Source organism: Paracoccus sp. Arc7-R13 (assembly GCF_004010775.1).
Taxonomy (GTDB): Bacteria; Pseudomonadota; Alphaproteobacteria; order Rhodobacterales; family Rhodobacteraceae; genus Paracoccus; species Paracoccus marcusii.
In genome coordinates this window covers 963,011-974,875 of sequence record NZ_CP034810.1, presented here as the reverse complement: position 1 = coordinate 974,875, position 11,865 = coordinate 963,011, and the positions used below count along the sequence as shown (strand labels likewise).

The following is an 11,865-nucleotide window of genomic DNA, read 5'->3' as shown; positions in this document are numbered from 1 at the left end:
GGCCCCGGACCGTACAAGCGCCCTTGCATTCCGACACGACGCCGGGGGGGTCCGGGGGGCGCGCAGCCCCCCGGCGCGGCGCGGGACGCAACTCATCGCCGCGACCAGCCGAACAGCGCGATCAGCTCCAGCGCGACATGCGCGCCCGCGATCGCCGTGGCCCCGGTCGTGTCATAGGGCGGAGAGACCTCGACCACGTCGCCGCCGATCAGGTCGATCCCCGCAAGCCCGCGCAGCAGCGCCGCCGCCTGCCAGCTGGCCAGCCCGCCCCAGACCGGAGTGCCGGTGCCCGGCGCAAAGGCCGGGTCCAGCGCGTCGATGTCGAAGGTCACATAGCAGGTCCGGTCGCCGACCACCGCCCGCACCCGCGACAGCGTCGCCTCGATCCCGTCCCGATGCACCGACGGCGCATCCAGGATGGTCACGCCCAGCGTGTCGGGATTGTCGGTGCGGATGCCGATCGACACGCTGGCCGCCGGGTCCACGATCCCCGCCTTGATCGCCTTGTACAGGAACGTGCCGTGGTCGATCCGGTCCGGGTCGTCGTCGACCCATGTGTCGGAATGCGCGTCGAACTGGATCAGTGCCACGGGCCCCCGCCGCGCCGCGACTGCGCGCAGGATCGGCAGCGTGATGAAATGATCGCCCCCCAGGGTGATCGGCGCCGTACCCGCATCCAGGATCGCGCCGACATGCGCCTCGATCCGGGCGGGCACCTCGCGGACATTGGCGTAATCGAACGCCATGTCGCCGTAATCGACCACATCCAGCACCGCCATCGGGTCATAGCCCCAGCCATAGGGCGGATCGAAGGCCTGCAGGCTGGACGCCTCGCGGATCGCGCGGGGCCCGAACCGGGTGCCGGGCCGGTGGGTCACCGCCTGGTCGAAGGGGATGCCCGTCACCGCGACGTCGACGCCGCCCAGGTCCTTGGTATAGCGGCGGCGCAGAAAGCTGGTGGCCCCGCCAAAGGCGTTCTCGAAGGACAGCCCGCGCAGGCTGTCGCGCGTGAAGGCCTGATCCACCTGGGTCTTCGCATCTTCCAGCGCCATCGCCGCTCCCCCTGTCGTGCCGGCGGCCAGATTGGCCGCGCGCATGGACGGGCGCAAGGGGCGCCGGACGCGGCCGGGGGCGAAAACCCTTGCATCCGCGCGGTTCGCTGCTATGACACGCCATCCTTCCGCCTGAGCTTGACTGTAACGGCGCAGCCTCTCGTGACGGGTGCGGAAGGGACGGCCCGTCGATGAAATGCGCATTCAAACCGAAAGGATCGCCATGCCTCTGTACGAGCATGTGCTGATCGCCCGCCAGGACCTGTCGAACACGCAGGCCGAAGGGCTGATCGAACACTTCTCGACCGTTCTCGCCGACAATGGCGGCAAGGTCGTCGAGCACGAATACTGGGGTGTGCGCACCCTGGCCTACAAGATCAACAAGAACCGCAAGGGCCACTATGCCTTCCTGCGCACCGACGCCCCCTCGGGCGCCGTGCTGGAAATGGAACGCCTGGCCCGCCTGCATGATGACGTGATGCGCGTGATGACCATCCGCGTGGACGAGCATCAGGAAGGCCCCTCGGTCCAGATGCAGAAGCGCGAAGAGCGTGGCGAGCGCGGTGACCGTGGCGACCGTCCCCGGGGCGACCGTGGCGACCGCGATCGCGGCGACCGTGGTGATCGTGGCGGCGACCGCGGCGAACGCCGCGAGCGGAACTGAGAGGATCTGACGAATGGCCAACAAACCCTTCTTCCGTCGTCGCAAGGTCTGCCCGTTCTCGGGCGATAACGCACCTGCGATCGACTACAAGGACACCCGCCTGCTGCAGCGCTACATCAGCGAACGCGGCAAGATCGTGCCCTCGCGCATCACCGCCGTCTCGGCCAAGAAACAGCGCGAGCTGGCCCGTGCCATCAAGCGCGCGCGTTTCCTGGCCCTGCTGCCCTATGTCGTCAAGTAAGGAGACCTGAACGATGCAAGTCATCCTGCTGGAACGTGTGGCCAAGCTGGGCCAGATGGGCGAAGTCGTGAACGTCAAGCAAGGCTTCGCACGCAACTATCTCCTGCCCCAGGGCAAGGCGATGCGCGCGTCGGAAGCCAACATCAAGGCGTTCGAAGGTCAGAAGGCGCAGCTGGAGACCCGCAACGCGGAGTCGAAGGCCGAAGCCCAGAAGATCGCGGACAAGCTGGACGGCCAGACCTTCGTGGTCATCCGTTCCGCATCCGATTCGGGCGCGCTGTACGGCTCGGTCACCACGCGTGACGCGGCCGAGGCCGCGACCGAGGCCGGCTTCACCGTCGACCGCAAGTCGGTCGTCCTGCGCGAGCCGATCAAGGACCTGGGCCTGCATGACGTCACCGTCGTGCTGCACCCGGAAGTCGAGGCGACGATCACCATGAACGTCGCCCGCTCGGCCGAAGAGGCAGAGCTGCAGGCGCAGGGCAAGTCCATCCAGGACATGGCCGCCGAAGCCGACGCCGAGGCCGAGTTCGAGATCGCCGAACTGTTCGACGACATCGGCGGTGCCGATGACGGCGAAGGCGACGACCGCGACCGCAACTGATCCCACCGGATCAAGCGCAGAGTTTTTTGCCGCGCCGGGAAACCGGCGCGGTTTTTCATTCGTTCCTGTCAAAATTCTCCTTGCTGTGACACATCCCGACATGGACCTGATGACTGGACCCGACATCGCCCCGGCCCCCTTGGCCGTGGCCAAGGAAGTGGTGATGACCGACGCGCTGTCCCTGATGCTGCAGACCCGCCCGCACGTGCTGGCCGACGGCGCAACGGGGACCGCCCTGTTCAACATGGGCCTGGACGCCGACACCCCGGCCGAGATCTGGAACGCCACCCATCCCGACCGCATCGCCGCCCTGCACCGCAGCGCGATCGAGGCCGGGTCCGATCTGTTCCTGACCAACAGCTTTGGCGCGAATGCCAGCCGCCTGGCGCGCCACGGCGCAGCCGCCCGCGTCACCGAACTGAACCGCCGCGCCGCCGAGATCGCCCGCGATCAGGCCGATCGTGCGGGCCGCACCGTCATCGTCGCGGGCAGCATGGGCCCCAGCGGCGAATTCATGGCCCCGATGGGCAGCCTGACCCATGCGCGTGCCGTCCAGATGTTCCACGAACAGGCCGAGGCGCTGCGCGACGGCGGCGCCGACATCCTGTGGGTCGAGACCCTCTCCTCGCTGGAGGAGCTGCGCGCCGCGGCCGAGGCCGCGCGCCTCGCCGGCATGGCCTGGTGCGGCAGCCTCAGCTTTGACACCGCGGGCCGCACGATCATGGGCGTGACGCCGGGACAGCTGGCCGCCGCGGTGGAACGTTTGCCCAATCCGCCCGTGGCCTATGGCGCCAATTGCGGCGTCGGCGCGTCCGACCTGCTGCGGTCGGTCACCGGTCTTGCCGCATCGGGCAATGAACGCCCGACCATCGCCAAGGGCAATGCGGGCGTGCCGCATCTGCAGGACGGCCATATCCATTACGACGGCACGCCCGAACTGATGGCCGATTACGCCTGCCTTGCGCGCGACCTGGGCGTGCGGATCATCGGCGGCTGCTGCGGGACCATACCCGCGCATCTGCGCGCGATGCACGAGGCGCTGGAGACCCGGCCCCGCGGCCCCCGCCCCGCGCTGGACCGGATCACCGCACAGCTGGGCGCCTTCAGCAGCTGCGGCGAGGACGACCGCCGCCACTAGAACAACGACAGCTGGTCCCCGGCCTTGGGCGGCGGCCCGAACCGCGAACAGTCCAGCGCCGGCCCGCCCGTGCGGTACCCCAACCTGGTTCGCGCCAGCCGGAACCGCTGCTGGGCCAGTTGCGCGTGCAGGCCCTCTCCGCGAAACCGGTGGCCGAAACGCGGGTCGTTGTCGCGCCCGCCGCGCATCTCCTGCACGCGGTTCATCACATGCGCGGCCATCCCCGGCCGGTGCCGTTCCAGCCAATCGCGAAACAGCGGCGCCACCTCATGCGGCAGGCGCAGGGGGATCATCGTGGCGGTGGTGGCCCCGGCCTCGCGCGCGGCGGTCAGGATCGCCTCGATCTCGGGCTCGGTCAGGACGGGGATGACCGGGGCGACCATCACGCGGACGGGCACGCCTGCGCGTGACAGATCCCGGATCATCCGCAGACGGGTCGCGGGTGCCGGCGCGCGCGGTTCCAGCGTGCGGGCCAGATCCGCGTCCAGCGTGGTGATGCTGACACCCACCGAGGCCTGATCGCGTGCCGCCAGTTCCGCCCACAGGTCCAGATCGCGCAGGACGGTCTGGCCCCGCGTCACCAGTGTCACCGGGTGGTTCCAATCGCGCAGCACCCGCAGGATGCCGGGCATGATCGTAAGCCGCTTTTCGACCGGCTGATAGGGATCGGTGTTCGTGCCCAAGGCGATCGGCGCGGGGCGATAGCTGGGCCGCGCCAGTTCGCGCGCCAGCAGGTCGGCTGCATCGGGCTTTGCGGTGATCCGCGTCTCGAAATCCAGACCCGGCGACAGGCCCAGCCAAGCATGCGTCGGCCGCGCATAGCAGTAGATGCAGCCATGTTCGCACCCCCGATAGGGATTGATCGACCGGTCGAAGCTGATGTCCGGAGAGGTATTGCGGGTGATGATGCTGCGCGGGCGCTCGACCGTCACCTCGGTCCGCAGCAGGGATTGATCCTCGGCGATGTCCCAGTCGTCGGCTTCGCGGGTCCTGACCTGCTGTTCGTACCGCCCCGCGGGGCGAGTGTCGGCCCCACGGGCCTTGATGCGCTGGTCGGGATCACGGGGCGGAAGCATCCTGCAATTATAGAACATAATAAGAACATCGCAAGCCCCCGGTTGATGTTCCGCAAGCCCGCCCACATCTCTGATCCGACGCAATCACAGGACATCCCGATGAGCGACGACTATACCCCGCCCAAGGTCTGGACCCCGGGCAAGGAGAATGGCGGCCAGTTCGCCAGCATCAACAAGCCCACCGCCGGGGCCCAATATGACCGCGACCTGCCCGTGGGCCAGCATCCACTGCAGCTTTATTCGCTGGCAACGCCCAACGGGCAGAAGGTCACGATCCTGCTGGAGGAGCTGCTGGAGGCCGGCCATGACGCCGAATATGACGCGTGGCTGATCAAGATCGGTGACGGCGACCAGTTCGGAAGCGGCTTCGTGGCGGCGAACCCGAATAGCAAGATCCCCGCACTGATGGACCATTCGGTCAGCCCCTCGCAGAGGGTCTTCGAATCAGGATCCATCCTGCTTTACTTGGCCGAGAAATACGGGGCCTTCCTGCCCACGGATCCCGCCGCACGAACCGAGACATTGAACTGGCTGTTCTGGCAGATGGGCGCGGGCCCCTATCTGGGCGGCGGCTTCGGGCATTTCTACGCCTATGCACCCACCAAGATCGAATACGCGATCGACCGCTTTACCATGGAGGTCAAGCGTCAGCTGGACCTGCTGGACAAGCGCCTGGCCGACAGCCGCTTCATCGCGGGCGACGACTACACCATCGCCGACATGGCGATCTGGCCGTGGTACGGGCGACTGATCACGGGGGGCGCCTACGGCGATGCGGCGACCTTCCTGGATGCCGAAAGCTATCGCAACCTGCATCGCTGGCAGGCCGAGATCGCGGCGCGCCCGGCGGTTCAGCGTGGCATCATGGTGAACAACGTGTCCGGCGATCCCGCGAAACAGCTGCATGAACGCCATGACGCGTCGGATTTCCAGACGAAGACGCAGGGCAAGCTGCAGGCATGAGGAAGGGGGGCGTTGCCCCCCGTCCTTCGGACTCCCCCCAGGGTATTTGGACAAAGGAGAATGACATCTTCTTTGCCCAAATACCCCACGGGGGTCCGGGGGGTGTGAAACCCCCGGCTTCGACAGATCAGTTGCGCGCGCGGTCGACCATCTTGCCCTTGGAGATCCAGGGCATCATCTCGCGCAGCTTGGCGCCGACCTGTTCGATCTGATGCTCGTCGTTGATGCGGCGCGTCGCCTTGAACGACGGCTGGCCGACGGCGTTCTCCTGCATGAAATCGCGCACGAACTTGCCGGTCTGGATGTCGCGCAGGACGGCCTTCATGCGGGCTTTCGTCTCGTCATAGGGCAGGATGCGCGGGCCGGACACGTATTCGCCGTATTCGGCCGTGTTCGAGATCGAGTAGTTCATGTTCGCGATGCCGCCCTCGTAGATCAGGTCGACGATCAGCTTGACCTCGTGCAGGCACTCGAAATACGCCATTTCGGGCTCGTAGCCGGCCTCGACCAGCGTCTCGAAGCCCATGCGGATCAGTTCGACCAGGCCGCCGCACAGGACCGCCTGTTCGCCGAACAGGTCCGTCTCGCATTCCTCGCGGAAGTTGGTCTCGATGATGCCCGACCGGCCGCCACCGATGGCCGAGCAGTAGGACAGGCCGATATCCATTGCCTTGCCCGAGGCGTTCTGATGCACCGCGACCAGGCAGGGCACGCCGCCGCCCTTCGTGTATTCGCCGCGCACCGTGTGGCCGGGGCCCTTGGGCGCCATCATGATGACATCGACGCCGGGCTTGGGCTCGATTAGGCCGAAATGCACGTTCAGGCCGTGGGCAAAGGCGATCGCCGCGCCTTCGCGCAGGTTGTCATGGACGTACTTCTTGTAGGTCTCGGCCTGCAGTTCGTCGGGCATGGTGAACATGATGACGTCGCACCAGGCGGCGGCTTCGGCGATGCCCATGACCTTCAGGCCCTCGCCCTCGGCCTTCTTGGCGGACGGGCTGCCCTCGCGCAGGGCCACGACGACGTTCTTGGCACCGCTGTCGCGCAGGTTCAGGGCGTGGGCATGGCCCTGGCTGCCATAGCCCAGGATCGCAACCTTGGCGTCCTTGATCAGGTTCACGTCGCAATCGCGGTCATAGTAAACGCGCATGGGGAAGTCCTTTCGATTTGCCGATACCGTTCTAACCTGTGGACCGGGTTCGAACCTCCGCATTCGATCAATAGTTCAGGCATCTTGCGAAAAGATCATGCCATGATAATGCCAATCTCATGACTTTCATGCCCGACCCAACCGATCGCCGCATCCTGCGCCAGCTTCTGGCCGATCCCGCCGCCGCCAATGCAACGCTGGCCGAACGCGCGGGCGTCACCGCGGCCAGCCTGTGGCGACGGATGGAGCGGATGCGCGAGGCGGGCGTCCTGCGCGGCGTGCAGGCCCGCATCGACTGGCGCGCGATGGGCTGGGCGGTCGAGGTCAGCCTGCGCTTCACGCTGGACAAGACCAACCCGCGCGCCTTCGACGAGTTCGTCGCAGCCCTGCGCCAGGTCCCCGAGGTGATCGAGATCCAGTCCTTCCTGGGCAGCGTCGACTGGCGCGCCTCGGTCATCGCCCGCGACATGGCGCATTGGCAGCAGGTCTATCGCGACCGCATCCTGACCCTGCCGCATATTGCCGAACTGGACGCGCTGATGCTGGTCGCGACCATCAAGGACAGCGAGGATCTGGCCCTGTGACCGACCTGGACGCGACCGATCTGGCCATCCTGCGGGCGCTGGCACGCGACGCGACTACCAGCGCCGCCGATATCGGGCGCGCGGTCGGCATCGGCCAGCCTGCCGCATGGCGGCGCATCCGGCGGCTGACGGATCAGGGCGTGATCGCCGGCCGGCGCGTGGTGCTGGACCCGGCCGCGCTCGGCTTTGGCGTGACCGTGTTCCTGGGGATCAAGCTGGCCGCCAAGGGCCGCACCGGGCTTGAGGATTTCGAACGCGCCGTCACCGCCATCCCCGAGGTGCAGCTGGTCCAGCACGTCCTGGGCCAGTTCGACTACCGGCTGCGAATCACCGCTCGCGACATCAGTGATTTCGAACGCATCCTGCGCCGCCGCATCATGACCCTGCCCGGCGTGGGCCAGGTTGAGGCGAACGTGATGCTGTCAGAGGAACGCCGCCCCGGTCCCTTGGGCTGAGGGAACATCGGCGTGGATCCCCTGTTGGGGGCAGGCACTTCTTATGAAAGGCCATGCCATGACCCATGCCCGCTTTCTGGCGACCATCGCCGTCTCGACCGTTGCGATGTTCGCGATGATGTATCTGAACACCTGGGATCTGTCGCATGTCCGGTTCAGTCAGACCCGCGCCTGGATGGCCCTGTATATGGGGGGCGGGATGGCGATCGTGATGCTGGTCGCGATGTGGGGGATGTTCGCGAACCGCCGCGCCAATGTCGCGGCCCTGGCGGGGGCGGCCGTCGTCCTTGGCCTGGGCGTCGCGATGGTGCGCAGTCAGGCGACGGTGGACCAGGTATCGTGGATGAAGGCGATGATCCCGCATCACTCCATCGCCATCCTGACCAGCACCCGGGCAAAGATCACCGACGCCCGCGTCCGCGCGCTGGCCGATGGCATCATCGAGACGCAGCGCCGCGAGATCGCCGAGATGGAGGCGCTGATCGGCGACTTGGAGGGCGCCAGGTGACCGGCGCCCCGCCACTTACTCCGGGATCACCCGGACGGCGCCCTTTGCCGCGCTTGTGGTCATCGCCGCATAGGCGCGCAGGGCGGTGGTGATCTTGCGCTTGCGCGGCTTGGCGGGCTTCCAGCCTTCCGCATCGCGGGTGGCGCGGCGGGCGGCCAGGGTCGCGTCGTCGACCACCAGCTCGATCTTGCGGTTCGGGATGTCGATGCGGATCAGGTCGCCCTGCTCGACCAGACCGATCGTGCCACCCTCGGCCGCCTCGGGAGAGACATGGCCGATCGACAGCCCCGAAGACCCGCCCGAGAACCGCCCGTCGGTCACCAGCGCGCATTCCTTGCCCAGGCCCTTGGATTTCAGATAGCTGGTCGGATACAGCATCTCCTGCATCCCCGGCCCGCCGCGCGGTCCTTCATAGCGGATCAGTACGACCTCTCCGGCCTTGACCTTGCCGGTCAGGATGGCACTGACGCTGTCGTCCTGGCTTTCAAAGATATGCGCGGGCCCCTCGAAGGTCAGGTTCGAATCGTCCACCCCCGCCGTCTTCACGATGCAGCCGTCCTCGGCCAGGTTGCCGTACAGCACCGCCAGCCCGCCATCGCGCGAGAACGCGTGCTCCGACGACCGGATCACGCCCGTCTCGCGGTCCAGGTCCACGTCGTCATAGCGGTTCGCCTGAGAGAACGCGGTCTGCGTCGGCACCCCGCCCGGCGCCGCGCGGAAGAAATCGTGCACCGACGCCGCGGTCGTGCGCGACACGTCCCACCGGTCCAGCGCCTGTGCCAGCGTGCCGGAATGGACGCTGCCCACCGAGGTGTCCAGCAGCCCGGCGCGGTCCAGCTGGCCCAGGATGGCCATGATGCCGCCGGCGCGGTGGACGTCCTCCATGTGCACGTCCGATTTCGCGGGCGCGACCTTGCACAGCACCGGCACCTTGCGCGACAGGCGGTCGATGTCGGACATGGTAAAGTCGATCTCGGCCTCATGCGCCGCGGCCAGCAGGTGCAGGACGGTGTTGGTCGATCCGCCCATCGCGATGTCCAAGGTCATCGCATTCTCGAAGGCGGCAAAGCTGGCCACGTTGCGGGGCAGGACGCTGAAGTCGTCACCCTCGTAATGGCGCTTGGCCAGGTCGACGATCAGGTGGCCCGCCTCGACGAACAGCCGCTTGCGGTCGGCGTGGGTCGCCAGGGTCGATCCGTTGCCCGGCAGGGACAGGCCCAGGGCCTCGGTCAGGCAGTTCATCGAATTGGCCGTGAACATCCCCGAACACGACCCGCAGGTCGGGCAGGCCGACCGTTCGATCACCTGCACATCCTCGTCGCTGACCGAATCATCGGCCGCCGCGACCATGGCATCGACCAGGTCCAGCGCCTTGACGCGACCGTCCTGCAGCACGACCTTGCCGGCCTCCATCGGCCCGCCCGACACGAAGACGGTGGGGATGTTCAGGCGCAGCGATGCCATCAGCATGCCCGGCGTGATCTTGTCGCAGTTGCTGATGCAGACCATTGCGTCGGCGCAATGCGCATTGACCATGTATTCCACCGAATCGGCAATGACCTCGCGCGAGGGCAGCGAATACAGCATGCCGTCATGGCCCATGGCGATGCCGTCATCGACCGCGATGGTATTGAATTCCTTGGCGATGCCCCCGGCTGCCTCGACCTCGCGGGCGACCAGCTGGCCCAGGTCCTTCAGGTGGACATGGCCGGGCACGAACTGGGTGAAGCTGTTGACGATGGCGATGATCGGCTTGCCGAAATCGCTGTCCTTCACGCCTGTCGCGCGCCACAGGCCCCGTGCGCCGGCCATGTTGCGGCCATGGGTGGTGGTGCGGGAACGATAGGCGGGCATGGCGGATCTCCTTTGGCTGGCATTGCGTCTATCACCCCTCGGCGCGGAAGGAAATTACCCCCGACGCGGGAATTTCGCGGTTTTCTGTCGGCAGGGCGCGACGCGGCGGGGGGTCCGGGGGGCGCAGCGCCCCCGGCCGTCGCGGGACGCAAGCGCGCCCCGCCATCGGGCCTGTCAGGAGGCCAGCTTCATCGTGACGATGCCCGCGACGATCATCCCCGCCGCCGCCATGCGCATCGCGGTGACGGGTTCTGCCAGAAACACCACGCCCACGACAAAGCTGCCCACCGCGCCGATGCCCGTCCAGACCATGTAGGCCGTCCCCAGGGGCAGCGACCGCATCGCCGTCGCCAGCAGCCAGAACGACGCGATCATGCCGACGACCATCACGATGGTAGGGATGGGGCGCGTGAAGCCGGCCGAATATTTCATCGCCGTCGCCCAGACGATTTCCAGAAGACCGGCCGTGAACAGAAGAAGCCATGGCATGGCTGAACCCTCCGAATGATCCGGGCCGTCCCGGAAGTGTCAGCCCGTCAGGGGGAGGTCGTCCTCTGCCGCCCCATCTAGGACGCCTGATTCCCCCGGTCAAGACGCCGGATCTCGGCGCGATCCCGCCCCGTCCCCGTCAAAACGTCGCGCATTCTCCGCATGGCCTTCCCAACCCGACCCATGCGGCCCATATTGGATGTCAGGAGAAGGAGTGTCCCATGCCGCTGACCCATTTCCTCGCGTTGATCGCCGTGACGATCCTGGCCGCCGCGGTGACGCTGTGGGCAGGGCTGTCGGCGGGCGTTCCCCCGATCGCCTTCCTGCTGCTTGCGCTCAGCGGTGCGGTGCTGGTGCATCTGAACAACCGCGACCGCCACGATCACGACGGCTGATCGCTCAGCTGTCCAGTTCGGCGTCCCAATACAGGAAGTCCATCCAGCTGTCGTGCAGATGGTTCGGCGGAAAGCGCCGCCCGATCGCATGCATCTCGTCCGCCGACGGTCGGCGCGCGGGCTTGCGCAGCTGCATGCCGGAATGGCGCAGGCTGCGGTTGGCCTTCTTCAGGTTGCAGGGCGAACAGGCCGCGACCACGTTCTCCCAGCTGGTGATCCCGCCGCGCGACCGCGGCACGACATGGTCGAAGGTCAGATCGCCCTTGGCCCCGCAATACTGGCAGCAGAATTCGTCCCGCAGAAAAAGATTGAAGCGCGTGAATGCCACGCGCTTCTGGGGTCGGACGAAATCCTTCAGCACCACCACCGAGGGGATGCGGAACGCCTGTCGCTGGCTTCGCACCTCGTGGTCGTATTCGGCGATGATGGTCACCCTGTCCAGGAACACCGCCTTGATCGCCTCCTGCCACGGCCACAGCGACAGCGGGTAATAGGACAGCGGCCGGTAGTCGGCATTCAGGACCAGCGCCGGGAAATGGCGCAGGTTGGCCGGCTCGCGCACGAACTGCGTTCGGAAATCGGAATGAAGATGGTCGTCCAGCATAGCGCCTTCCCGTCTGCCCCGTGGGGTTGACCGGGGCGCCCGTCAGATCCGTTGCGTCGACTATATCTGGCGGCGGTGATCTGGCAAG

General features: G+C 66.9%; 15 protein-coding genes. 9 read left to right on the top strand and 6 right to left on the bottom strand.

From position 1 onward, the window contains the following. Nucleotides 1-92 precede the first annotated feature (92 nt). Complete coding sequence (gene speB / locus EOJ32_RS04845) at nucleotides 93-1,052, bottom strand: agmatinase (RefSeq protein WP_127897870.1); 960 nt, start codon at nucleotides 1,050-1,052, stop codon at nucleotides 93-95. Nucleotides 1,053-1,275: 223 nt separating this feature from the next. Here speB and rpsF point away from each other — a divergent pair, with 223 nt between their 5' ends. From rpsF to bmt, 4 genes are all read left to right on the top strand, one after another. After that, a complete protein-coding gene (rpsF, locus tag EOJ32_RS04840; protein ID WP_045981105.1) occupies nucleotides 1,276-1,716 on the top strand; it encodes a 30S ribosomal protein S6 in 441 nt (146 codons plus the stop codon). A 13-nt stretch (nucleotides 1,717-1,729) separates the two neighbouring features. Then, entirely contained in the window at nucleotides 1,730-1,957 is a 228-nt protein-coding gene (gene rpsR / locus EOJ32_RS04835; RefSeq protein ID WP_042247758.1) for a 30S ribosomal protein S18, read from the top strand. A 13-nt stretch (nucleotides 1,958-1,970) separates the two neighbouring features. Next, complete coding sequence (gene rplI / locus EOJ32_RS04830) at nucleotides 1,971-2,561, top strand: 50S ribosomal protein L9 (RefSeq protein WP_127897869.1); 591 nt, start codon at nucleotides 1,971-1,973, stop codon at nucleotides 2,559-2,561. A 163-nt stretch (nucleotides 2,562-2,724) separates the two neighbouring features. Further along, nucleotides 2,725-3,699 (top strand): betaine--homocysteine S-methyltransferase, encoded by a 975-nt coding sequence (gene bmt, locus EOJ32_RS04825; RefSeq protein ID WP_127899291.1) that lies wholly within the window; start codon nucleotides 2,725-2,727, stop codon nucleotides 3,697-3,699. Here bmt and EOJ32_RS04820 read toward each other — a convergent pair. Further along, a complete protein-coding gene (locus EOJ32_RS04820; protein WP_240542496.1) occupies nucleotides 3,696-4,775 on the bottom strand; it encodes a PA0069 family radical SAM protein in 1,080 nt (359 codons plus the stop codon). The genes bmt and EOJ32_RS04820 overlap by 4 nt on opposite strands. A gap of 99 nt (nucleotides 4,776-4,874) precedes the next feature. Between EOJ32_RS04820 and yghU the strand changes: the two genes are divergently transcribed. Next, the gene (gene yghU / locus EOJ32_RS04815) at nucleotides 4,875-5,738 is read left to right on the top strand and encodes a glutathione-dependent disulfide-bond oxidoreductase (protein WP_127897867.1); all 864 of its coding nucleotides are present in this window, start codon (nucleotides 4,875-4,877) and stop codon (nucleotides 5,736-5,738) included. Between the two features lie 127 nt (nucleotides 5,739-5,865). On the opposite strand, the gene ilvC is transcribed toward yghU, so the two are convergent. Then, entirely contained in the window at nucleotides 5,866-6,888 is a 1,023-nt protein-coding gene (gene ilvC, locus EOJ32_RS04810; RefSeq protein ID WP_045981101.1) for a ketol-acid reductoisomerase, read from the bottom strand. Nucleotides 6,889-7,016: 128 nt separating this feature from the next. Here ilvC and EOJ32_RS04805 point away from each other — a divergent pair, with 128 nt between their 5' ends. From EOJ32_RS04805 to EOJ32_RS04795, 3 genes are read left to right on the top strand one after another with little or no spacing between them, the layout of a single operon-like run. Then, nucleotides 7,017-7,472: an Lrp/AsnC family transcriptional regulator gene (locus tag EOJ32_RS04805; RefSeq protein WP_045981117.1), complete on the top strand. Its 456-nt coding sequence runs from the start codon at nucleotides 7,017-7,019 to the stop codon at nucleotides 7,470-7,472. After that, complete coding sequence (locus tag EOJ32_RS04800) at nucleotides 7,469-7,927, top strand: Lrp/AsnC family transcriptional regulator (protein ID WP_045981100.1); 459 nt, start codon at nucleotides 7,469-7,471, stop codon at nucleotides 7,925-7,927. The genes EOJ32_RS04805 and EOJ32_RS04800 overlap by 4 nt, the downstream gene beginning before the upstream one ends. A 58-nt stretch (nucleotides 7,928-7,985) precedes the next feature. Beyond that, a complete protein-coding gene (locus EOJ32_RS04795) occupies nucleotides 7,986-8,435 on the top strand; it encodes a DUF305 domain-containing protein (RefSeq protein ID WP_127897866.1) in 450 nt (149 codons plus the stop codon). Nucleotides 8,436-8,450: 15 nt separating this feature from the next. Here EOJ32_RS04795 and ilvD read toward each other — a convergent pair whose 3' ends face one another. Together ilvD and EOJ32_RS04785 are read right to left on the bottom strand one after the other, a co-directional pair. Continuing rightward, on the bottom strand, nucleotides 8,451-10,289 hold the full coding sequence (ilvD, locus tag EOJ32_RS04790; protein WP_127897865.1) for a dihydroxy-acid dehydratase: 1,839 nt from the start codon (nucleotides 10,287-10,289) through the stop codon (nucleotides 8,451-8,453). A gap of 174 nt (nucleotides 10,290-10,463) precedes the next feature. Next, a complete protein-coding gene (locus EOJ32_RS04785; protein ID WP_045981098.1) occupies nucleotides 10,464-10,778 on the bottom strand; it encodes a multidrug efflux SMR transporter in 315 nt (104 codons plus the stop codon). Between the two features lie 221 nt (nucleotides 10,779-10,999). Here EOJ32_RS04785 and EOJ32_RS20050 point away from each other — a divergent pair, with 221 nt between their 5' ends. Further along, nucleotides 11,000-11,173, top strand: coding sequence for a hypothetical protein (locus EOJ32_RS20050; protein ID WP_164871395.1), 174 nt, complete (start codon nucleotides 11,000-11,002; stop codon nucleotides 11,171-11,173). Between the two features lie 4 nt (nucleotides 11,174-11,177). Here the strand turns inward: EOJ32_RS20050 and EOJ32_RS04780 are convergent, their stop codons facing one another. Further along, on the bottom strand, nucleotides 11,178-11,777 hold the full coding sequence (locus EOJ32_RS04780; RefSeq protein ID WP_045981097.1) for an HNH endonuclease: 600 nt from the start codon (nucleotides 11,775-11,777) through the stop codon (nucleotides 11,178-11,180). Nucleotides 11,778-11,865 lie beyond the last annotated feature (88 nt).

What these genes read in the sequence shown, in the direction of transcription:
- EOJ32_RS04820 (WP_240542496.1), bottom strand. Translation starts at nt 4,775, where the DNA reads ATGCTTCCGCCCCGTGATCCCGACCAGCGCATCAAGGCCCGTGGGGCC.
- speB (WP_127897870.1), bottom strand. Translation starts at nt 1,052, where the DNA reads ATGGCGCTGGAAGATGCGAAGACCCAGGTGGATCAGGCCTTCACGCGC.
- EOJ32_RS20050 (WP_164871395.1), top strand. Translation starts at nt 11,000, where the DNA reads ATGCCGCTGACCCATTTCCTCGCGTTGATCGCCGTGACGATCCTGGCC.
- EOJ32_RS04785 (WP_045981098.1), bottom strand. Translation starts at nt 10,778, where the DNA reads ATGCCATGGCTTCTTCTGTTCACGGCCGGTCTTCTGGAAATCGTCTGG.
- EOJ32_RS04780 (WP_045981097.1), bottom strand. Translation starts at nt 11,777, where the DNA reads ATGCTGGACGACCATCTTCATTCCGATTTCCGAACGCAGTTCGTGCGC.
- rplI (WP_127897869.1), top strand. Translation starts at nt 1,971, where the DNA reads ATGCAAGTCATCCTGCTGGAACGTGTGGCCAAGCTGGGCCAGATGGGC.
- ilvC (WP_045981101.1), bottom strand. Translation starts at nt 6,888, where the DNA reads ATGCGCGTTTACTATGACCGCGATTGCGACGTGAACCTGATCAAGGAC.
- rpsF (WP_045981105.1), top strand. Translation starts at nt 1,276, where the DNA reads ATGCCTCTGTACGAGCATGTGCTGATCGCCCGCCAGGACCTGTCGAAC.
- bmt (WP_127899291.1), top strand. Translation starts at nt 2,725, where the DNA reads ATGACCGACGCGCTGTCCCTGATGCTGCAGACCCGCCCGCACGTGCTG.
- ilvD (WP_127897865.1), bottom strand. Translation starts at nt 10,289, where the DNA reads ATGCCCGCCTATCGTTCCCGCACCACCACCCATGGCCGCAACATGGCC.
- EOJ32_RS04805 (WP_045981117.1), top strand. Translation starts at nt 7,017, where the DNA reads ATGCCCGACCCAACCGATCGCCGCATCCTGCGCCAGCTTCTGGCCGAT.
- rpsR (WP_042247758.1), top strand. Translation starts at nt 1,730, where the DNA reads ATGGCCAACAAACCCTTCTTCCGTCGTCGCAAGGTCTGCCCGTTCTCG.
- EOJ32_RS04795 (WP_127897866.1), top strand. Translation starts at nt 7,986, where the DNA reads ATGACCCATGCCCGCTTTCTGGCGACCATCGCCGTCTCGACCGTTGCG.
- yghU (WP_127897867.1), top strand. Translation starts at nt 4,875, where the DNA reads ATGAGCGACGACTATACCCCGCCCAAGGTCTGGACCCCGGGCAAGGAG.